The sequence below is a fragment of the Brucella cytisi genome, from assembly GCF_038433355.1.
Classification (GTDB): Bacteria; Pseudomonadota; Alphaproteobacteria; order Rhizobiales; family Rhizobiaceae; genus Brucella; species Brucella cytisi.
Genome location: NZ_JBCAUP010000014.1, coordinates 56,425 through 77,579 on the forward strand (window position 1 = coordinate 56,425; position 21,155 = coordinate 77,579).

The window sequence follows — 21,155 nt, forward strand, 5'->3', positions numbered from 1 at the left end:
AACCGGCATCCGACTATGTTCGCCGTGACAGTCGAGAATTGGAAAATACATGGCGGACATTACCAAGCGCATTGCCGGGATCATCGCGGCGGAAATCAACGCAAAGCCGGATCAGGCACTGGCGGCCATCGGCCTGCTGGACGAAGGCGCGACCGTGCCTTTCGTCGCCCGTTACCGCAAGGAAGTCACCGGCGGCCTTGATGATACGCAGCTGCGACAGCTTTCAGAGCGCCTCGCTTACTTGCGCGAACTTGAGGCGCGGCGCTCGTCCATTCTGGAATCGATCCGCGGACAGGAAAAGCTCACACCAGAACTCGAACTAAAAATAGCTGGCGCTCAGACCAAGGCCGAGCTTGAAGACCTGTATCTTCCCTATAAGCCCAAGCGCCGCACCAAAGCGGAAATCGCCCGCGAACGCGGTCTTGGACCGCTTGCCGAATCCATTCTCACTGACCGCAGGCTGGTCCCTACCGAGATTGCTGCACAATATGTCACCGGTGAAGTTGCCGATGTGAAGGCAGCACTGGATGGTGCGCGCGACATTATCGCCGAAGGCTTTGCGGAAAATGCCGAACTGATCGGCAATTTGCGCAACTATCTCAAGGAACGCGCTGTTCTGCGCTCACGTGTGGTCGATGGCAAACAGGATGCAGGCGCAAAATTCTCGGATTATTTCGACCATTTCGAGCGCTGGGCAAATGTTGCGGGCCACCGGGCTCTGGCCATGCTGCGCGGCCGCAACGAGGATTTTCTGTCGCTCGACATTGAAATCGACGCCGACGACACCTCGCCGGTAAAGCCGGTCGAACGCAAAATTGCAGCCGCCTATAATATCGGCGCAACCCTGCCCGGCGACCGCTGGCTGATGGAAGTTGCAGGCTGGGCTTGGCGCGTCAAACTCTCGCTCTCCCTGTCGCTCGACCTGATGCGCGACCTGCGTGAACGCGCCGAGGAAGAAGCCATCAACGTCTTCGCCCGCAACCTCAAAGACCTGCTGTTGGCCGCGCCTGCCGGTTCGCGGGCCACCATGGGCCTTGATCCGGGCATCCGCACCGGCGTTAAGGTCGCAATCGTCGATGGCACTGGCAAACTGCTCGACACAACGACGGTTTATCCGTTTCCGCCAAAGAACGATGTGCGTGGTACCCAGGCCGAGCTCGCAAGCCTGATCCGCAAACACAAGATCGAACTGATTGCCATCGGCAACGGCACAGGCAGCCGCGAAACCGAACGGCTTGTCGTGGATATGCTCAACGACTTGCCAGCGCCAAAGCCGCTCAAAGTCATTGTGTCGGAAGCAGGCGCATCAGTCTATTCGGCATCAGAAGCCGCAGCGGCCGAATTCCCGCAGCTCGACGTATCGCTGCGCGGTGCCGTTTCCATCGCCCGCCGCCTGCAGGATCCTCTGGCAGAGCTCGTCAAGATCGAGCCGAAATCCATCGGCGTCGGCCAGTATCAGCATGATGTCGATCAGTCCCGTCTGGCGCGTTCGCTCGACGCAGTGGTCGAAGATGCAGTGAACGCTGTCGGCGTTGATCTCAACACGGCATCCGCCTCACTGCTGGCGCGTGTGTCCGGTCTCGGAAAGTCTCTCGCCGAAGCAATTGTTGCGCATCGCGATGACGCCGGTGCCTTCAAGAACCGCAGGGAACTTCTGAAAGTCGCCCGCCTAGGCAGCCGCGCTTTTGAACAATGCGCAGGCTTCCTGCGTATCGCCAACGGCACCGAGCCGCTTGATGCATCCTCCGTTCACCCGGAAGCCTATGGCGTTGCCAAAAAGATCGTTTCCGCCTGCGGCCGCGATGTGCGCAGCCTCATGGGTGATAGCGCAGCACTCAAGGCGCTCGATCCGCGTGTCTTTGTCGATGAGCGTTTTGGTCTGCCAACCGTGCGTGACATCATCGCCGAGCTCGACAAGCCGGGCCGCGATCCGCGCCCTGAATTCAAGACCGCGACCTTCGCCGATGGCATCGATGACATCAAGGACCTGAAACCCGGAATGATGCTTGAAGGCACCGTCACAAACGTTGCGGCCTTTGGTGCCTTTGTCGATATCGGTGTGCATCAGGACGGACTTGTCCATGTCTCCCAGCTTGCGGATAAATTTGTCAAAGACCCGCATGAGGTGGTCAAGGCTGGCGATGTGGTGAAGGTGCGCGTGACGGAAGTGGATGTGCCACGCAAGCGCATCGGCCTGACGATGAGAAAGGACGGCGGCGAAGCTCCTGCCCCACGTGGTCCTGCGAACCGCGACCAGCGACCTGCCAAAAACTTCACCCCACAGCGCAAACAGGAACAGCCATCAACCGGCGGTTTCGGTGCAGCCCTTCTGGAAGCGATGAAGAAGAAATAAGCTAAATCTTGTTGCCGATTGGAAAGCCGGTTGAGACTTTTCTCACCGGCATTTCATCGGTGGGAATGATCCAGCCACCGCGAATAGCGATGCGAACCTCATCGCCTTCTTCCAGTCTTACCGGATCGCACACTTCAAAATGCAGGTGAATATCGGGCTTGCTGAGCGGATGTGCCTCGATGCGCGAACCGCCACCGCGATAGACCGAACGCTTGACCCGCACGGGAATACCGCCGGTTTCGGTCAATGTCAGATCTTCTGCACGAACGCAGAGCTGTGCATTGGCACGCGGCATTTCAATGCCAGAACAACGCACCTGCGCCCGGCTTCCCAGCACCAGCGCCTCGCACTGTCCCGCTTGCGCAAAGGACACGACCTCCGCAGGCAGAACCATGCCGTGCGCGATGAAGGACGCGACCATTTCGCTAGCCGGTTCTTCGTAAAGCTTGCGCGGCGTATCGAACTGCTGAAGCTTGCCATGGTCGAGAACCGCAATCCGGTCGGCAAGCGCCATGGCCTCAGCCTGGTCATGCGTGATGTAGATAATCGTCGTACCGGTACGCTTGTGGAAAGCCGCAAACTCGTTTTCCATCGAAGCACGCAAATGCACGTCGAGATTGGCGAGTGGCTCGTCAAACAATACCAGCGAAGGCGCAGCCACCAGACAACGGGCCAATGCCACGCGCTGCCGCTGACCACCCGAAAGATTGGCCGGGCGGCGATCACCGAAACCGTCGAGATCGACCAGCGCGAGCGCTTGCTTCACACGAGCCTCGCGCTCGGCTTTGGCAACTTTGGCCACCCGCAGACTATAGCCGACATTCTCTTCGACCGTCATATGCGGCCAGAGCGCATAGTTCTGGAAGACGATACCGACCTGCCGCTTCTCCGGCGGCACGTTCCCGTCAACATGGGAAACGCGGCTGTCACCAATGTGGATTTCGCCGCCATCGACGTCTTCAAAACCTGCAATCATCCGCAGAAGTGTGGTCTTGCCGCAGCCGGATGGTCCGAGAATAGCAACAAACTCGCCGTCCTTCACATCGAGCGACACTTCAGACAGGGCCTGAAACTCGTTGAAGGCCTTGGAAACAGAAGCGATTTTCAGTCGCGCCATGGCAGCACTCCGTTTGGAAGACGCCGCGCAAACAGATTTGTTGCAAGCATCAGCATGAATGTCACCGCAACGGCCAGAATGGATATGGCAGCCGCATAGGCGGAATCGCCCGCCTGTTCGAAAGAAAACATCACCACGCCCAGCGTTTCCGATCCCGACGCCCAAAGAAGCGCTGAAACCGTCAGCTCACAGAAGGCGGTCATGAAAATGAGCACGCCGCCTGCAAGCGTCGCCGGGGCGACCAGAGGGAATATAATGGTCCGCAGCCGATAGAAAAGCCCCGCCCCCGCAACGCGCGCTGCTTCTTCCAAAGCACGGTCGATCTGGTGCAGCCCGGCAACCGTTGGCCGCAGCGCCAGCACGAAGAAGCGCGCAAGATAGGCAAACAGTATGATCCAAAGCGTGTTGTAGAGGCTAACACCAACCACTGGCAGCGGCTTTAAGAACATCAGCAGACAGGCAATCGCGAGAACTACGCCCGGTAACGCATAGGGCATCTCGGCTGCGAAATTGAGGATCGGCGTCCAGCGCCGTTTACGCCATGCCAGCATATAGGCAAGCGGAACTGCTATCAGCACCGCAAAGAATGCTGCCGCCAACGACAGAACCGCACTGTTGCGGAAAGCGCGCGCAGCACCAGCATGTTCAAGCAGCACGAAACGGAAATTCTCGGCTGTTGCCGTCGCAAATGTCAGCGGCACACCATAGGCCGGAACCAGAGCGGACAACGTAAGACCGATCAACGGCAGAAACAGCACGATAACAATCAGGAGCCATGCCGCGGCTTCCACCAACACGCGCCAGCGGCCAAGCGCGAAGGGTGCAGCAGGCAGCGACGTCGAAACAATGCGAAAATCGCGGCGGCGCGAGGCATATTCCTGCGCGGCGATGCCTGCCATTGCAATCAGCCCGATCAGAACCGACAGCACGGCGACGCTGGACAGCACAGCTGGGCCGCCGCCCGCAAGACGCTGATAAATCAGCGTCGGCAGAACCAGATAATTGGACGGAATTCCCAAGAAGGCTGGGATGCCGAAATTGCCGACGCAGGAGACGAAGGCCAGAGCGGCTGCGCCGATGATCGACGGCGTCATCAGCGGCAGGATGATGGTGCGCAGAACTGTCCATTTGCTGGCACCGGCACTCAGACCCGCTTCCACCAGTTCGCGTGGGAGTTTGCGCAGGCCTGCCCGCACGATCAGAAAGACCAGCGGTCCATATTGTACGCCAAGCAGAAAAATAATGCCCCAGACAGAATAGAGCGGATTGCGGCTGCCAAGCGGCGGCGCCATGCCGATGATCTTGAGGAACTGGCTGGAAGGCCCGAATAGCTGGAGCCACGCCAGCGCTGTTACCTGCGGGGCAATCAGCAGCGGGGTGACGTAGAAAAGCACAAAGACATTGCGCCCGCGCATGTCGGTGAGACCGACGAGCAGCGCCGCAACAATGCCAAACGCCAGCGCCAGCAGCGTGCCGCCAATGCCGATCTGCAGCGAATGCCATGTCGCTACCCAGGTCGATTGACTGCCAAGCGTTTCCACCAGCGCCGAGGTCGAAAACTGCCCCTGCGGCGCGACCAGTTCGACCAGCAGCCTGCCCATTGGCAGAAGCGACAGCACTGCAACAATAAGCGTTACACCAATAATCAGGGCCGCATCACGGCCCTGAAGATCTCGGAACATGCGCATTAAAATGCCTTATCCGCCGAACAGCTCGGAAAACTGCTTCTTGTCGGCATCAGTCTGATCGAGAACCTTCTGGGTGTCGATAGACATGATATTGATCTTGGTGCCTTCCGGCAGCCATGCCGGGCGACCAACGCCTTCCTTGGCAGGCAGATAGCCCTGCTCCAATGCCAGCTTCTGGCCATCATCCGACAGGATGAAATCGACGAACTTCTTGGCACCGTTGACGTTCTTGGCGGTTGCCATGATCGCAACCGGTTCGGTCACGGCAGGCACACCTTCCGACGGGAAGACGAACTCGATCGGCGAACCCTTGGCCTTGGCATTGAGCGCCATGAAGTCAACCAGAATGCCATATGGCTTTTCGCCGCTCGCAACCGACTTCAGCACGGCGCCATTGCCTTTAACGCTTGCCAGCTCATTGGCCTTGAGGTTCTTGAAGTAATCCCAGCCAATATCCTTATTGAGTGCAAAGCCGCTCAGGAGATAGGCAGCAGCGCCCGAATAAAGCGGGCTTGGCATGACCACCTGGCCTTTGTAATCGGCCTTGGCGAGATCGGCCCAATGTTCCGGCTTCTGTGCGGCACCCGTGTTGTAGGCGATGCCAGTGGTGATCAGTTTGGAGCCGAAATAGGTCTTGTCGGCGTCATAGCTATCCGCAGCAAAACCATCAACCTTGGCTTCCGGATAGCTAAGCAGGCGCTTGTCCTTCTTGAGACCTTCCATCGTCACCGCATCAGCGATCAGCAGAACGTCAGGCTGCGGCGCGCCAGCCGAAAACTCGGCGGCAAGCTTGGTGAGGAGTTCGCTCGTGCCAGAGCGGAAAATCTGCACATCGGTGTCCGGATTGGCCTTGCGGAAAGCTTCAACCGTCTTTGTCGCATCCGCTTCCGGCTGTGACGTATAGAGCGTCAGCGTATCAGCCTGTGCCACGGCAATGGAAAGAGCAAGAAGCGCAGGTACGACAGCAGCCCGCTTCAGCATCTTGTTCATGGGATTCGCTCCTCGAATTTCTGTATAATGTTCGCCAGCATGACCAGCGATGCCGGTACAATCCTGACGCGTGCGAAGTGATAGCGCGCAGATACTGCCATGGCGATAGGCACGATCATTTCCATTCATGGTGCACCTGTCAAACATCCTGCAACGTGAACCCGGAAAAGCAAAAGCCTCCCGGCGGAATCATAACCATCGGAAGGCTTGTAAGACATTGAATGTTTTGCCGAACAGCCATCCGTATCTCCAAGTATGGAGAAGATGCGGATGGCATTAGAGGAATTGCAATGCGGTTTTATGACAACCGCAAACGCATTCCCGGTAAAAAGATCAACAGATCAGATAACAATCTCGGCGACATGTGCAACCTGCGCACCCGCCTCGTAATAGGCTTCACGCAGACCGCGGAAATTCTGTTCCTTCGGATCGCTGACCGGCAGCGGCAGATCGTCTTCGTTAATCTCGCCTGAAACAAGCTGCGAAAGCAGTTTTCCGAAGACTGTGCCCGGCGCGATGCCACGGCCGTTGTAACCGGAGAATCCAACCACATTGCGCGCGAGGCGATGGAATTTCGGCAGGCTGTCATTGGTCATGCCGATCTTGCCATACCATTCGGCTTCGAACTCGACCTCGCCAATCTGCGGAAAAAGACGCTTCAACGATTTCTTCGCCCATGCCTTATGCACGGCAGCGCCGGTATTGCGCAGCGCGCCAACGCTTCCGAAGACAAGGCGGCCCTGTTGGTCGAAACGGAAGGATGAAAGGACTTCCTTTGTATCCCACACACCCTGACGTTCCGGCAGAATGGAGCGCTTGATATTGTCCGAAAGAGGCTTGGTGGCCATGTTGAAATAGGGCAGATGCACAAGCTCGGCGCGCACTTCCGGCCATGGCGCATTGGTGTAGGCATTCGTCGCCACAACCACCCAGTTGGCCGTCACGGAACCCTTGGCAGTCTTGACCACCCATTTGCCGTTCTTTTCTTCGGCACCGATCACCGGGCTTCCGGTAAATACTGTCGCGCCAGCGGTAATGGCGGCATGGGCAAGCCCGCGCACGTAAGCGAGCGGCTGGATCGTACCGGCGCGCAGATCGAGCAGCGATCCAGCATAGGCCTTGGTTCCAACCTTGGCTTCGGTTTCTTTGGCGTCGAGCAGCTTCACATTGGCGCCGCGGCGCGCCCACTGCTCATGGCGGTCTTCAAGTTCCTTCAGGCCCTTCTTGCCAACAGCGCAATGAAGCGTGCCCTGCTTCTCGACTTCACAGGCGATCTTGTGCTTCTCAACGATTTCGAAGACGAGCTTCGGCGCATTGCCGAGGACATCGAGCAACCGGTCACCATATTTCTGGCCAAGCACGCCGGGCAGATCATCCGGCATGACCCACATGCCCGCATTGACCAGACCCACATTGCGGCCCGAACCGCCATAACCGATCTCGATACCTTCGAGAACGATGGCTCGCGTGCCTTTTTCGGCCAGATGCAGAGCGGTCGAAAGACCGGTGAAACCTCCACCCACAATCACGACATCCGCAGTCAGATCACCTTGCAGCGCATTCGTCTCGGGGGCGGCAGGGGCGGTCTTTTCCCAAAGACCATGGGAGCGCGGATCGTTCAGCATTGAGAGCAACCATTTTAAATAGTGGAATACGGGCACCCTGCCCGACTGTTTCTATTTCACGCCGCGAAAGCCGGTTGGACAGCGTTATTTGCGCAACAATTCATTCCGGTTTGGAATGAACCAACGGCGAATAATCCGTATTTCCTACCTGCCCGGCGATCCACTGACAGAACACCTGCGTCAGCGGATTTTCCAACTTTCCTTCCGGCACGACGAGATAATATTCATTCTCGGTTCGCATCGGCTTCTCGAAAAGCATGACCAACTCACCGCTGAGCAATTCCTGTTCAATCAGATAAAGCGGCAGAAGCGCGAAACCCAGACCGGCCAACGCCGCGCCAATGACCATCGAGAACTGATCGAAGCGATGTCCCCGATAGGCCGACCGCCCCTCGACACCGCAGCTTTCAAACCATTGCGCCCACATTTTGGGCCGCGTCGCAAGATGCAGCAAGGGCTCATTCTCAAGCTCTTCCGGGGCGGACGGATGACGCGCTTTCAACAGGGCCGGGCTGGCAACCGGCACGATGACCTCGCTGCACAGGAAAGTGCAGGTGGCGTGTGCCCACACCGGCTGTCCATAATGGATGGCCAGATCGAACGGCTGCTCCTCGAAATCGAAGACACCGGAGCGCGACGCGACATTGATGGCAATGCCGGGATGCTTTTCGATGAAATCTGAAATACGCGGCATCAGCCAGCGCGTGCCGAATGTCGGCAATGTAGCCACACTGAAAGAAGACGTTGATTGCGCCGAAGCCATGGCGCGCAACATCGTGTCCTCCGTCTGGTTCAGAAGACGCCGCACTTCCGGCAAAAATTTCCTGCCTGCGTCGGAAAGCAGAATGCGCTGGCGGATGCGTTCGAACAACAGAACACCGAGCTGGCTTTCAAGATCCTTGATCTGACGGCTGACAGCGCTCTGGGTGAGATTGAGCTCATGCGCAGCCTGCGTGAAACTGCCGTGACGGGCGGCACACTCGAATGCCTGCAGCGTGGCGATATCCGGGATCAGTCTTCTGCTCAGCTTCATTCCATTCTCGCATTAACATAGTTGCTTTCGTCGCAAGCATAACCGCAAAACGGTCTATATGATACATTTTCATCATAATCCATGCATGTTCCTCCCAAACAAGACATGCACCACCCGAAGATGCCCCACTCGACGGAAATTTTCGCCATGAAAGACCAGAAATTCGTTTCACCGGACGCCATTCGCTCGGCTTTTTCGGCAGCAATGTCCGCCATGTACAAGCAGGAAGTACCTGCTTATGGCACATTGATGGAACTCGTTGCCGATGTGAACGCCAAGGTGCTTGCTGATGACAGTCACCTACATGAACGTCTGACGGAAACAGATTCGCTTGAACGCATCTCTGAAGAACGTCACGGCGCGATCCGCCTCGGCACTGCTGCTGAACTTTCCATGATGCGCCGTGTTTTCGCGGTCATGGGCATGTTCCCGGTCGGCTATTACGACCTCAGCGCCGCAGGCGTTCCAGTTCATTCGACCGCCTTCCGCCCGGTTGACGATGCGGCACTGAAGCACAATCCGTTCCGTGTCTTCACCTCGCTTCTGCGCCTCGACCTCATCGCCGATGAAAAGCTGCGCGCTGAATCGGAAGAAGTCCTGTTGAAGCGCAACATCTTCACTGCCGGAGCCATCGCTTTTGTCGAAAAGGCTGAAGCCGAAGGCGGCCTCAACGACGACGACGCGAAAGCCTTTGTTGCTGAAGTACTGGAAACCTTCCGCTGGCACGATCATGCCAATGTCAGCGCCGAGCTTTACCATCGCCTGCATGACGCGCATCGCTTGATCGCCGATGTCGTGTCGTTCAAGGGCCCACATATCAACCATCTGACGCCGCGCACGCTCGACATCGACGCCGTGCAGGTTCAGATGCCGGATCGTGGTATTAACCCGAAAGCCGTCGTCGAAGGTCCTCCGACCCGCAAGTGCCCGATCCTTTTGCGCCAGACCTCGTTCAAGGCGCTGGAAGAAGAAGTGTCCTTCGTCAATGCAGACGGCACCTGGACGCCGGGCTCGCACACTGCCCGTTTCGGTGAAATCGAACAGCGCGGCGTAGCGCTTACGCCGAAGGGTCGCGCGCTTTACGACAAGCTGCTCAACGACACCCGCGCCATTGCCCGCCCTGCCCCAGACGGCTCGAATGCAGCTGAATATGTGAAGGCGCTGAGCGGCACTTTTGCGGCTTTCCCGGACACATGGGCTGGCGTGCGCGAAGAAGGCCTCGGCTACTTCGCCTATTCGGTCAAGGACGCTGCAAAGCTTGAAGCTTACAAGCCGGGCACCGATATTGAGGTTCTGATTGAAGCTGGCGCGGTTCAGTTCGACCCGATCATCTATGAAGACTTCCTGCCGGTGAGTGCTGCCGGTATATTCCAGTCCAATCTGGGCGACGACGAAACACAGGAATTTGTTGAAAGCCCGAACCAGAAGCGTTTCGAGGATGATCTGGGTGCGAAAGTGCTTAATGAGTTCGAGCACTATGCCCGCATCGAACGCGAATCCATCGAAGCCGTTCAGGCAGGCCTAAAGGGCCTCGAAGCGGCAGAATAAACGCATAGCCCCGAAAAGTTGCAGACTTTTTGGACAGGACTATGCGCAAACAACTCATACAGAGAGGAAAGCCATGAACACCGCTGTTAGAAAAATCGACGTGAAGAAGGAAGCCGCCGATCTGCTTTCCAAACTCGGCGTCGATGCATCCGCTTATACCGGTGGCGACCTTGCCGGTTTCAGCCCTGTTTCGGGCGAACAGATTGCTGCGGTCAAAACCCACAGCAAGGAAGATGCTGTCAAGATCATCGACAAGGCCGATGAAGCCTTCCGCGCCTGGCGCAACGTTCCGGCACCGAAGCGCGGCGAACTGATCCGCCTGCTCGGTGAAGAACTGCGCGCTTCCAAGGAAGACCTCGGCCGTCTTGTTTCGCTCGAAGCTGGCAAGATTCCTTCCGAAGGTCTCGGCGAAGTACAGGAAATGATCGACATCTGCGATTTCGCCGTCGGTCTGTCGCGCCAGCTCTACGGTCTCACCATTGCAACCGAACGCGCTGGCCATCGCATGATGGAAACCTGGCATCCACTCGGTGTTGTCGGCGTTATCTCTGCCTTCAACTTCCCCGTTGCTGTCTGGTCGTGGAATGCTGCCCTTGCAATCGTTTGCGGCAACTCGGTTGTCTGGAAGCCGTCTGAAAAGACCCTTCTGACCGCTCTTGCCTGCGATGCAATCTTCAAGCGCGCGCTGAAGCGTTTCGGCGATGCACCGGAAGGCCTCTCGCTGCTTCTGCTCGGCGACCGTGAAATCGGTGAAGTCCTCGTCGACAGCCCGAAGGTTCCGGTCGTTTCAGCAACCGGTTCGACCCGCATGGGCCGCGAAGTCGGTCCGCGTCTGGCCAAGCGTTTTGCTCGCGCAATTCTCGAACTCGGCGGCAACAATGCCGGTATCGTCTGCCCGTCGGCCGATCTCGACATGGCTCTGCGTGCGATTGCTTTCGGCGCAATGGGCACTGCCGGTCAGCGTTGCACCACGTTGCGTCGTCTCTTCGTACATGAAAGCGTTTACGACGCTCTCGTTCCGCGTCTGCAGAAGGCTTACGCCAGCGTCACCGTTGGTTCGCCGCTCGAAACCAGCGCTCTGGTCGGTCCGTTGATCGACAAGGTTGCTTTCGACAACATGCAGAAGGCCCTCAAGGAAGCTGCTGCTCACGGCGGCAAGGTACAGGGCGGCGAACGCGTCGATGCTGGCCATGAAAACGCTTACTATGTGCGTCCGGCCATCGTCGAAATGCCGAAGCAGCAAGGTCCGGTTCTTGAAGAAACCTTCGCACCGATCCTTTACGTCATGAAGTATTCCGATTTCGACGACGTACTGGCAAGCCACAACGAAGTTGGCGCAGGTCTGTCCTCGTCGATCTTCACGCTCAACCTGCAGGAAGCAGAACGTTTCCTCTCGGCTGAGGGTTCGGATTGTGGCATTGCGAACGTCAATATCGGTACTTCGGGTGCTGAAATTGGCGGTGCATTCGGCGGCGAAAAGGAAACCGGTGGCGGTCGTGAATCGGGTTCGGATGCGTGGAAGGGCTACATGCGCCGCGCAACCAACACCATCAACTACTCGAAGGCTCTGCCGCTCGCACAGGGCGTTTCCTTCGACATCGACTAATCGATCTGATTTCAGATCAAAAGAAAACCCCGCTTCGGCGGGGTTTTTTATTGACGCAACATCAGCGATTAGCGGAGATTGTGGTTATGGCATGCCGAAAATCGTGGCTTTTGAGAACCGGCGCGCAGCGTACTTGAGTACGTGAGCACCGGAAGCGCAAAAAGACGCGATTTGCAGGCTGCCAGAGCCGCAATATCACCCCATGCGTTCGGAGGCGAAAGAACCGGGGCTAGCCGGGAATACGACCGTGCGATTGCCGTTGAGGAACGAGCGGTGATGAATATGCGCGTGAACAGCGCGTGCCAGAACCTGCGCTTCGACATCACGTCCGATAGACACATAATCCGCCGCACTCTGTGCGTGCGTGATACGGGCGACATCCTGTTCGATGATCGGACCTTCATCAAGATCAGCGGTGACATAATGCGCCGTGGCTCCGATCAGTTTCACACCGCGCTCATAGGCCTGCTTGTAAGGGTTCGCGCCCTTGAAGGATGGCAGGAAGGAGTGGTGGATGTTGATGATCTTGCCCGACATCTTCTGGCAAAGCTGATCGGACAGAACCTGCATATAGCGCGCAAGAACCACCAGCTCGGTGCCTGTATCATCGACAATATCCAGAAGGCGCTGTTCAGCTTCCGGTTTGTTGGCCTTGGTCACGGCGATATGGTGGAACGGAATGTCGTGATTGACGACAACCTTCTGATAATCGAAATGGTTCGACACGACACCAACAATATCGATTGGCAGAGCGCCGATCTTCCAGCGATAGAGCAGGTCGTTCAGGCAATGGCCGAAACGGGAAACCATCAGCAAGGTTTTTGTCCGTTGGGCGTTATCGTGGAATTCAAATTCCATCTCGAACGGAGCTGCCACGGGCGCAAAGCCTTCACGCAGCACATCAAGCGCTATGCCTTCTTCGGAGATGAAGCTGACGCGCATGAAAAAACGACCGGTATCCAGATCATCGAACTGGGCGCTATCGATGATGTTGCAACCCTTGCCCGCAAGATAACCCGAGATTGCGGCAACGATGCCACGAGTGGACTTGCAGGTGACGGTCAGGACAAAATTATGCATCGGACTTCCTCAATTTTCGAAGGCGCAAGCCAAAGCGCGCGCCTTGAAACTAGTTCACGATGCGGCCTCCGCCATGCCAGAATGCGTAATGCACTGACCGGATTGCGCTATCAAGCGACTTTGGAAGAAAGATCGCTCTAATTTGATCAAAGATGCGGATTGCGGTCACGATACCGGGTGACAAGTTCCCGGTTCACCTCACCGGAGCCCGGCATGTTGGCGCTCAGATAAATTGGTGCGTCGCCCTTGCCCACCAGCTTCGCCGCCACATCGGCAAAAATGGCATTGAGGATCGTGACGCCAAGTGCGGTCGAAACCGGACCGACCTTCAAAGCACTGCCTTCCACTTCCAGCACCGCATCGCCCGCTGGCGCATCATTATCCAGCACGACATCGGCCAGAGAAAGCAGTTGCGTGCGGCCCTTGGCGATAACGTTGGAATAGGCGACGGAAGTGACCGCGATAACGGCAGCCCCCTTCTCCCGTGCATAGCGCGCAGCCTCAATGGGAGCGGCATTCACACCGGAGTTCGACACGACGATCAGCACGTCACCTTCGCGAATGCCGTAGCGCTCGAGGATCGGCAGCACAGCTCCTTCGATCCGCTCGAAATGCGAGCTGGCAGCCGCTCCGTCCTGCAGCATGATTGCCCCGCAAAGGATCGGCACAGTGATTGCCAATCCGCCCGCGCGATAGTGCAGTTCTTCCGCCATCATGTGCGAATGGCCAGTACCGAACACATAGACGCGGCTGTCTGCCAGTGCGGCAGCAGTAATCAGCTCGGCGGCTTTGGCCATCGGCTCGGCAAGGCGATTACGCAGGCCGGTGAGCCGCGCAATGAGGTCATCAAAATAACGATCCGTAATTTCCGTCATCGACCTTACCCCGAAATCGGTTTTTCGCCGGAAAGCCATGTGGCTTTCGCAAACAGCCCATCGTCAAGATGGACGGCGTCCATCCGCATGCCGGGACGGAACGTTCCGCGATCGTTGAGATGCAGATAGCGCGCCGGATAATGGCTCGCCATGCGCAGTGCCTCGGCCAGCGTCAGCTCCAGTTCGGCCACGCCGAAACGCACCGCCGACGCCATATCGAGATCGGAACCGGCAATGGTGCCATCTGCCAGAACAAGCTTGGAGCAGATGCCGCCTGGCACACGGCGGACGGCACGCCCGTTGATCTCGAAGCTTTCGGAATCCGAACCGACCAGAGCCATGGCATCCGTCACGAAGAACAGGTGGGCATCTCCCCGTTTCGCCCGAAGAGCAAGCCGCAGCGCCATCGGATCGACATGATGGCCATCGGCAACGATACCGCACCAGATGTCGGGATGATCAAGTGCCGCACCAGCCAGCCCCGGTGCACGATGGCCAATCTGGCTCATGGCGTTGAAAAGATGGGTCACGCTTCGCGCACCGGCATCGAAACGCTTGAACGCCTCATCTGCCGTCGTGTCGCTATGGCCGATACTGACGACCACACCGCCGTCGCTCAAACGACGCACCTGATCAGGCGTGACCTGTTCGGCAGCAAGCGTGACCAGCAAGATGCCGATCTGCTTTGCCGTATGGATATAGAGCGCGATATCGGCATCGTTGACGGGGCGCATCAGTTCCGCCAGATGGGCGCCTTTGCGAGCCGGTGCCAGATGCGGTCCTTCCAGATGCAGACCGGCAACGCCCTTGTCGGCCTTGACTGCCTCAATTGCCGCTTCAATGGCGTGATCGCGCACCGGCGTCGTGTCGGTGATCAGCGTCGGTAGAAGGCTCGTCGTTCCATATTTGCGATGCCCCTTGGCAATCGTGAACATGGTCTCGGGTGTCGGCTGGTCATTGAGCATACGCCCGCCGCCGCCATTGACCTGCGCATCGATGAATCCGGGTGCCAGAACGCCACCGTTCAGGCGCTCGACATCATAGGCTTCGCCTAGTGACGCTTCCGGCACGATGGCTTCGATCTTGCCATCGCTGAACACCAGTGCGCTTTGGTCGTGAAATCGCTCGCCGTCGAAAATGCGCGCGCCTGCTATTGCCGATTTTCTTGTCATACCGTCACCGTAACTTTGTTGAGATTGCGCGGCTTGTCTGGGTCAAAACCCTTGCGGCGCGTGACCGCTTCAATGACGCGGTAATAATTGATGAGGGAAACCAGCGGATCGAGATGCGCATTGCCTGTGCTAGCCGATGGCAGTCGGAAGCCCGGCGTTTCCGCATCGGATAGCGACACGATGCTCGCTCCAAACGAATGCAACCGCTTCAGGGCCTGCATGTTGGTGTCGAACGCTTCATCGCGCGGCAGGAAGGAAATAATCGGGAAACCTTCTTCCACCAGACGCATCGGACCGTGCATCAGCTCTGCCAGAGAGAAGGCTTCCGCATGGATATTGGCGGTTTCCTTTGCCTTCAGCGCAGCCTCAAGCGCGATTGCAAAGGCCGTGCCGCGACCGCCGGTATAAAGCGAGCGGGCATTGAAAAGGAGATTTTCAACCGCTTCGCGACCGTCAGGCCGTGTTGCAGCAAGCGCCTCTGGCAGGCGTTGCAGCCCGGCCTGCAGGCTTGCATCGCCGCTGGCCGAAGCGACTACGCCCGACAGCGCTGCAACCGCAGCAATGAACGACTTGGTTGCGGCAACACTCTTTTCTTCACCAGCATTGAGCGCGAGTACCACGTCGGCGGCATTACCCAGCGGGCTATCGACAACGTTCACGACGGCAATTGTGGTTGCACCACCTTTTTTGGCAGCGTCCTGCGCTGCAACAATGTCCGGGCTCGCGCCGGATTGCGACACGGTAAAGTGCAATCCGTTCTTGAGCTTCAGCTTGGAACCATAGACCGACGCCACCGAAGGCCCGATGGATGCCACCGGAATACCCATCGTGATTTCCATCAGATATTTGAAGAATGTCGCCGCATGATCGGACGAACCACGCGCGGCGGTGGTGATGACGGCAGGTTCGTTCTTCTGGAAAATGCGCGCGATTTCCGAGAATGTGCCTGCCTCCTTCTCAAGCAGACCGGCGACGACGGCAGGTGACTGTTCGGTTTCCTGCAGCATCAGGGAGGAAGGGCTGTTCATGGTCATTCTCCAATTTTCAGTTCGGCGACGAAATCATAGGCATCGGCGCGATAGTGCGAACGGGTATATTCGACGATCCGGTCGTCCTCGAGATGCGAGACACGCTCGATCAAAAGTGCTGGCGCGCCCCTGTGCACACCAAGCAGGCGTGCCGTGCCGGGGTCGAGTGTAACCGCCGTCAGGCGCTGCAAGGCGCGCACCGGCTTGTGGCCGCGCCTTGCCAATGCGCCATAAAGCGAGGCTTCTTCGACGCGGTCCTGATCCAGATAATGGCGCGGGACCACAGCCCGCTCGAAGGCCATCGGCACACCATCGGCAAGGCGCAGACGATCCAGCCGCACCACCGTCGTATCAACGCCGATTCCCAGCCGGAAAGCCTCGTCGGGCGACGGCCTGTCAACCTTGTTGGTGACAACGCGTGCGCCCGGCTCCTTGCCACGCGACAGCATATCCTCGGAAAACGAAGTCAGGCGCCAGAGATGCTGGCTGATGCGGGCCGGGCGTTCGGCAACGAAGGTGCCACTGCCGCGCCGCGCCTCGACCGCGCCCTGGGTCAGCAGTTCCTTATACGCATTGCGAACGGTGATGCGGCCGACGCCAAGCTGCTCCGCCAGATCGCGCTCCGGAGGCAGTCCGACAGCGGGCGCAAGTTGCCCCTCCTCGATCAGTTCACCGAGAATACGCGCAAGGTTCCGGTAAAGCGGCCCCGTAAGCTGCGGATCGTGCAAACCGCGCTCTTCGATGGCCGTGATCAATGTGGTTCTATTCATACTTCACATAATAGAACCTATATAGAACCAATAGCAAGTGACAATCTCATGAAAAAAGCCCGGTCATGACCGGGCTTTTTGTTTAATGCGATTGCGGAGCGGGATGCGCCTCGGCTGGTGGCTCATCTACGCCATGCTCGGGCTCCTTGATCCGGAACCAGGCGACATAAAGTGCCGGCAGGAAGAGAAGCGTGATTGCCGTGCCCGCTATGATGCCGCCCATCATGGCATAGGCCATTGGTCCCCAAAACACTTCACGCGCAATCGGGATCAGTGCCAGACTTGCTGCCGCCGCCGTCAGCGCGATGGGTCGCATTCGGTGCTGACTGGCCTGCGTCACCGCATCCCACGGGTGCATGTCCTCGGTGATATGCTCTTCGACCTGCACGATCAGAATGACCGAGTTTCGGATAAGAATACCGACCAGTGCCAGCACACCAAGGATGGCCACGAAGCCGAGCGGTTTGCCGCTCGGTAACAAGGCAGCCACCACACCGATCAGTCCAAGCGGCGCCACGGCGACAACAAGGAACAAGCGCTGGAAGCTTTGAAGCTGGATCATCAGGATTGTCGCCATGACGAACAGCATCAGAGGCACCACGGCAGCAATCGGCCCCTGGCTCTTACCGCTCTCCTCCACCGTGCCAGCAATCTGGATCTGATAACCGGACGGCAACTTGTCGGCGAAAGTCTTGATGGCAGGTGCCAGATCCTTGACGATCGTATCCGGCATCGTCTTGTCGATAATGCCTGCAGCAACCGTGATCGTAGGAATACGCGACCGGCGATAGACAACCGGCTGTTCCAGCTCATATCGGAAATTGGCAATCGCGGCCAATGGCACCGACGTCCCGTTACCGGTTGCGATCTGAAGACTTTGCAGCGTATCGATCGAATCGCGTTCGTGTTTCTGTGCCCGCACAATAACGTCGATCAGATAGATCGAATCCCGCACCTGGGTGATGGTGATACCGCCGACAACGCCGTTGAGGGTCGTTGCAATATCCTTCGAGGAAATTCCGAGCTTTCTCGCCTTGTCCTGCATGACGTCGACGCGGATAACCCGACCCGGCTCGTTCCAGTTGTAGCTCACCACTCCAAGCCGCTTGTCGGAACTGAGGATGCCGGCAAAGTCCTGTGCAACACCGCGCAGTTTTTGGACATCCGGACCCGAGATGCGATACTGCACCGGACGGCCAACTGGCGGTCCAAGCTCCAGATACTTCACATAGACATCCGTCCCGACATAATCCTTGCGCAGAACCTCGTTGAATTTCTGCTTGAGCCTGTCACGCGCTTCGAGGTCCTTCGCGACAACGACCATCTGCCCGAAATAAGGATTTGCTGGCTGCACGTCGAAGGAGAGAATGAAACGGATAGCACCTTCCCCGATATACGTGCTCCAGTGATCCACATCGGGATTGTCCTTGAGCATCGTGGCTTCAAACTTCTCCATCTGGGCCTTGGTGTCGGTGATGGAACTGTTCTGAGGCAAGGTCCAGTCGAGCACCAGTTCCGGACGGTCGGATTCCGGGAAGAACTGCCGTTCGATAAAGCCCATGCCGAAAACCGAAACGAGGAAAAGTGCAATGGTCGTAATGATCGTGATCCACTTGTGCCGCATGGACGCAAGCAGGACCTGCGAAAATATCTGGAAAAGACGGCTGTGCTTTTCCTCATGCGCCTTCATTTTCTTCGGCAGGAAAGTGACACCCAGCAAAGGCGCAAACAGAACTGCCACGATCCAGGAAACAAGCAGCGAAACCGCAATCACTACGAACAATGTGAACGTGTACTCACCCGCCTGACTGTTGTTCAGTCCGATGGGGATGAACCCGGCAATCGTAACCAGCGTGCCTGTCAGCATCGGGAAAGCCGTATGCGAATAGACATAGGTCGCAGCCTTGTTGATGGGATCGCCGTGCTCAAGCCGGGCCACCATCATTTCCACTGCAATCATCGCGTCATCGACCAGCAGGCCCAGCGCAATGATGAGCGCACCGAGCGACACGCGTTGCAGGGAAATATCCATCAAAGACATCGCCAGGAAGGTGATTGCCAACACCAGCGGGATCGAAAGCGAAACGACAAAACCCGCTCGCACCCCAAGACTGACGAAGCTCACCGCCAGAACGATGATAACCGCTTCAAACAGAGCTTCGGTAAAGCCCGAAACAGCGTCCTTGACGACTTCCGGCTGGTCGGCAACCTTGAAGACCTTGACACCGACCGGGAGTTCCGCCGTCACCTGGCTCATCATTTTGTCGAGTGCCGCGCCAAATTCGAGCAGGTTGCCATTCGGCTTCATGCCAATGCCGAGGCCGATCGCATCGTGCCCGTTCACCCGGAAAATGGATGCGGGCGGGTCGACATAGCCGCGCGTAATCGTCGCGACGTCGGAAAGACGGAAGAAGCGATCATTAACGCGCAGGTTTACCGCACGCAGATCCGCTTCCGAATTGAACTGTCCGCTGACGCGCACGCTGATGCGCTCCGGCCCGGCTTCCACTACACCGGACGGCGTAATGGCATTCTGGTCCTGCAAGGCCTGCAGGATTGCCTGCTGATCCAGTCCAAGCGCTGCAATCTGGCGCGTCGAGAACTCCAGATAGATCGCTTCGTCCTGCGCGCCGATCAGTTCGACCTTGCCCGCATTGGGCAATGTCAGAATTTTCGTCCGCGTACTTTCGGCATAGTCCCGCAACTGTCGCATGGAAAGACCATCCGATGTGAATGCATAGACGTTTCCGTAAACGTCACCGAACTGGTCATTAAAATACGGTCCGAGAACGCCCTGAGGCAGCGTATTCTGAATATCGTTCAGAAAATGACGCACTTCGGTCCATGACTTTTTGACCTGCTCGGCCCGCGTCGTGTCTTTCAGAAAGACGAACACGACCGACTTGCCCGCCGTGGTTATGCTGCGCGTATAATCGAGCGTATCCAGTTCTTCGAGCTTCTTTTCCAGCCGGTCCGTGACCTGATTGAGCGTTTCGTCGACGGAGGCGCCGGGCCAGTTGGCCTGTACAACCATCGTCTTGACGGTGAAGTCCGGATCCTCCTCACGACCAAGGTCAAGATAGGAAATCAGGCCCGCCACCAGAAAGACGAGCATGAAATACCAGACCAGAGACCGATGATTCAGAGCCCAGTCAGACAGATTAAATCCCTTCTTCACAGGCCCGTTCCTTTCTCGTCCAGGCGGACTTTCTGTCCTTCTTTCAACTCATGCACACCGGCAATCGCAACATAGCTTCCGATATCCACGCCACCGGCAACGAAACTGTTGCCGCGCCGTTCAGTCACCTGCACGTCATGAAGAGAGACCGTCTGTTTATGCGGATCGATGACCCAGATGCTTGTCTTGCCGTTTTCGTCGAGCAAAGCCTGTATCGGCATCGTCACAAGATTCTGTTCAGGTGCGGCTTTGGCTGCCCGGATCGTCGCACCAAGGCGAAAGCCTTCCGGAGGGTTGTCGAGAGCAATACGCACACGGCGTGTGCGTGTCTGCGCATCAGCCTGCGGCGCCACCTCGCGTACTGTTCCCTGCCCTGTCACTTTCGGATCGGCCTGGAGCTGTACATTGAATGGCGTGCCCTGCTCAAAATATTGCGTCATGCTGTCAGGAATATCGAGCACTGCTTCGCGAATATCGGGACGCGCAACCGTCATAACCGTCTGGCCAGCGGCAACCACCTGCCCGACTTCGGCATTCGTTGCAGAAATGACGCCATCATAATCCGGACGCAGCACAGCGTAACTGCGCTGATCCTGCGCCTTTTTCAGCCCTGCCCTGGCTTTTTCCAACCCGGCCTCTGCGCTGTCACGCGCCTGTCTGGCGGCATCATAATCGGCTTGCGAAACGTTGTTGCCCTTAAGCAGGATGCTCTGGCGTTCTTCGCTCGCCGCAGCGTTGGCATATTGTGCTTCGGCGCTCGCCAGATCAGCCCTCGCAGACTGAACGGCAAGATCGAGGTTGGATGGATCAACCATCGCAACCATCTCGTCCTTTTTCACAATATCCCCCACCTGAACAGGCCGATTGATAATTCGCCCGAGCACACGGAATGCAAGATCAGTGGAATAGCGTGGCTCAATCGTGCCTGCAAAACCCGTCTGCGTTACGGGCTTGGGCTCGACCACCATATAAAGAACCGGACGGACAGGGTCCGTCTCAGCCGTGTTCTCTTCACCTTTTCCGCAAGCGGCAAGCGCAAGCATGGCAGCGATAACAGCAATACTGCTCATGGTGCGGATGTTAGGAAACTGG

General features: G+C 57.6%; 15 protein-coding genes. 3 read left to right on the top strand and 12 right to left on the bottom strand.

From position 1 onward, the window contains the following. The first annotated feature begins 49 nt into the window (after positions 1-49). The gene (locus tag AAE521_RS15065) at positions 50-2,353 is read left to right on the top strand and encodes a Tex family protein (protein WP_342061737.1); all 2,304 of its coding nucleotides are present in this window, start codon (positions 50-52) and stop codon (positions 2,351-2,353) included. A gap of 1 nt (position 2,354) precedes the next feature. Here the strand turns inward: AAE521_RS15065 and AAE521_RS15070 are convergent, their stop codons facing one another. The 5 genes from AAE521_RS15070 to AAE521_RS15090 form a co-directional block, all read right to left on the bottom strand. Then, positions 2,355-3,470 (bottom strand): ABC transporter ATP-binding protein, encoded by a 1,116-nt coding sequence (locus AAE521_RS15070; protein ID WP_010659534.1) that lies wholly within the window; start codon positions 3,468-3,470, stop codon positions 2,355-2,357. Next, positions 3,458-5,158 (bottom strand): ABC transporter permease, encoded by a 1,701-nt coding sequence (locus AAE521_RS15075; protein WP_010659533.1) that lies wholly within the window; start codon positions 5,156-5,158, stop codon positions 3,458-3,460. Before AAE521_RS15075 ends, AAE521_RS15070 begins: the two co-directional genes overlap by 13 nt. Positions 5,159-5,167: 9 nt before the next feature. Continuing rightward, positions 5,168-6,148 carry an ABC transporter substrate-binding protein gene (locus AAE521_RS15080; protein ID WP_029376048.1) on the bottom strand — a complete coding sequence of 327 codons (981 nt, stop codon included), beginning with the start codon at positions 6,146-6,148 and terminating at the stop codon, positions 5,168-5,170. 341 nt (positions 6,149-6,489) lie between these two features. Then, positions 6,490-7,773 carry an NAD(P)/FAD-dependent oxidoreductase gene (locus AAE521_RS15085; RefSeq protein ID WP_125300028.1) on the bottom strand — a complete coding sequence of 428 codons (1,284 nt, stop codon included), beginning with the start codon at positions 7,771-7,773 and terminating at the stop codon, positions 6,490-6,492. 100 nt (positions 7,774-7,873) lie between these two features. Then, positions 7,874-8,806 (bottom strand): LysR family transcriptional regulator, encoded by a 933-nt coding sequence (locus AAE521_RS15090; protein ID WP_010659530.1) that lies wholly within the window; start codon positions 8,804-8,806, stop codon positions 7,874-7,876. A gap of 147 nt (positions 8,807-8,953) precedes the next feature. On the opposite strand from AAE521_RS15090, the gene hglS reads away from it, so the two are divergent. Both hglS and amaB read left to right on the top strand, forming a co-directional pair. Continuing rightward, complete coding sequence (gene hglS, locus AAE521_RS15095; RefSeq protein WP_342061738.1) at positions 8,954-10,354, top strand: 2-oxoadipate dioxygenase/decarboxylase HglS; 1,401 nt, start codon at positions 8,954-8,956, stop codon at positions 10,352-10,354. A 73-nt stretch (positions 10,355-10,427) separates the two neighbouring features. Further along, on the top strand, positions 10,428-11,960 hold the full coding sequence (gene amaB / locus AAE521_RS15100) for an L-piperidine-6-carboxylate dehydrogenase (RefSeq protein ID WP_010659528.1): 1,533 nt from the start codon (positions 10,428-10,430) through the stop codon (positions 11,958-11,960). Positions 11,961-12,155: 195 nt separating this feature from the next. On the opposite strand, the gene purU is transcribed toward amaB, so the two are convergent. From purU to AAE521_RS15135, 7 genes are all read right to left on the bottom strand, one after another. Then, the gene (gene purU / locus AAE521_RS15105) at positions 12,156-13,040 is read right to left on the bottom strand and encodes a formyltetrahydrofolate deformylase (RefSeq protein WP_342061739.1); all 885 of its coding nucleotides are present in this window, start codon (positions 13,038-13,040) and stop codon (positions 12,156-12,158) included. Between the two features lie 146 nt (positions 13,041-13,186). Then, positions 13,187-13,915 (bottom strand): SIS domain-containing protein, encoded by a 729-nt coding sequence (locus AAE521_RS15110; RefSeq protein WP_342061740.1) that lies wholly within the window; start codon positions 13,913-13,915, stop codon positions 13,187-13,189. Positions 13,916-13,920: 5 nt separating this feature from the next. Continuing rightward, entirely contained in the window at positions 13,921-15,087 is a 1,167-nt protein-coding gene (gene nagA, locus AAE521_RS15115) for an N-acetylglucosamine-6-phosphate deacetylase (RefSeq protein ID WP_342061741.1), read from the bottom strand. Beyond that, positions 15,084-16,115: an SIS domain-containing protein gene (locus tag AAE521_RS15120; protein ID WP_125300025.1), complete on the bottom strand. Its 1,032-nt coding sequence runs from the start codon at positions 16,113-16,115 to the stop codon at positions 15,084-15,086. Before AAE521_RS15120 ends, nagA begins: the two co-directional genes overlap by 4 nt. A gap of 2 nt (positions 16,116-16,117) precedes the next feature. After that, positions 16,118-16,885 (bottom strand): GntR family transcriptional regulator, encoded by a 768-nt coding sequence (locus AAE521_RS15125; RefSeq protein ID WP_151663750.1) that lies wholly within the window; start codon positions 16,883-16,885, stop codon positions 16,118-16,120. Positions 16,886-16,967: 82 nt separating this feature from the next. Next, positions 16,968-20,063 carry an efflux RND transporter permease subunit gene (locus AAE521_RS15130; RefSeq protein WP_342061742.1) on the bottom strand — a complete coding sequence of 1,032 codons (3,096 nt, stop codon included), beginning with the start codon at positions 20,061-20,063 and terminating at the stop codon, positions 16,968-16,970. Further along, positions 20,060-21,133: an efflux RND transporter periplasmic adaptor subunit gene (locus AAE521_RS15135; protein WP_374864810.1), complete on the bottom strand. Its 1,074-nt coding sequence runs from the start codon at positions 21,131-21,133 to the stop codon at positions 20,060-20,062. Before AAE521_RS15135 ends, AAE521_RS15130 begins: the two co-directional genes overlap by 4 nt. Between the last annotated feature and the right edge of the window lie 22 nt (positions 21,134-21,155).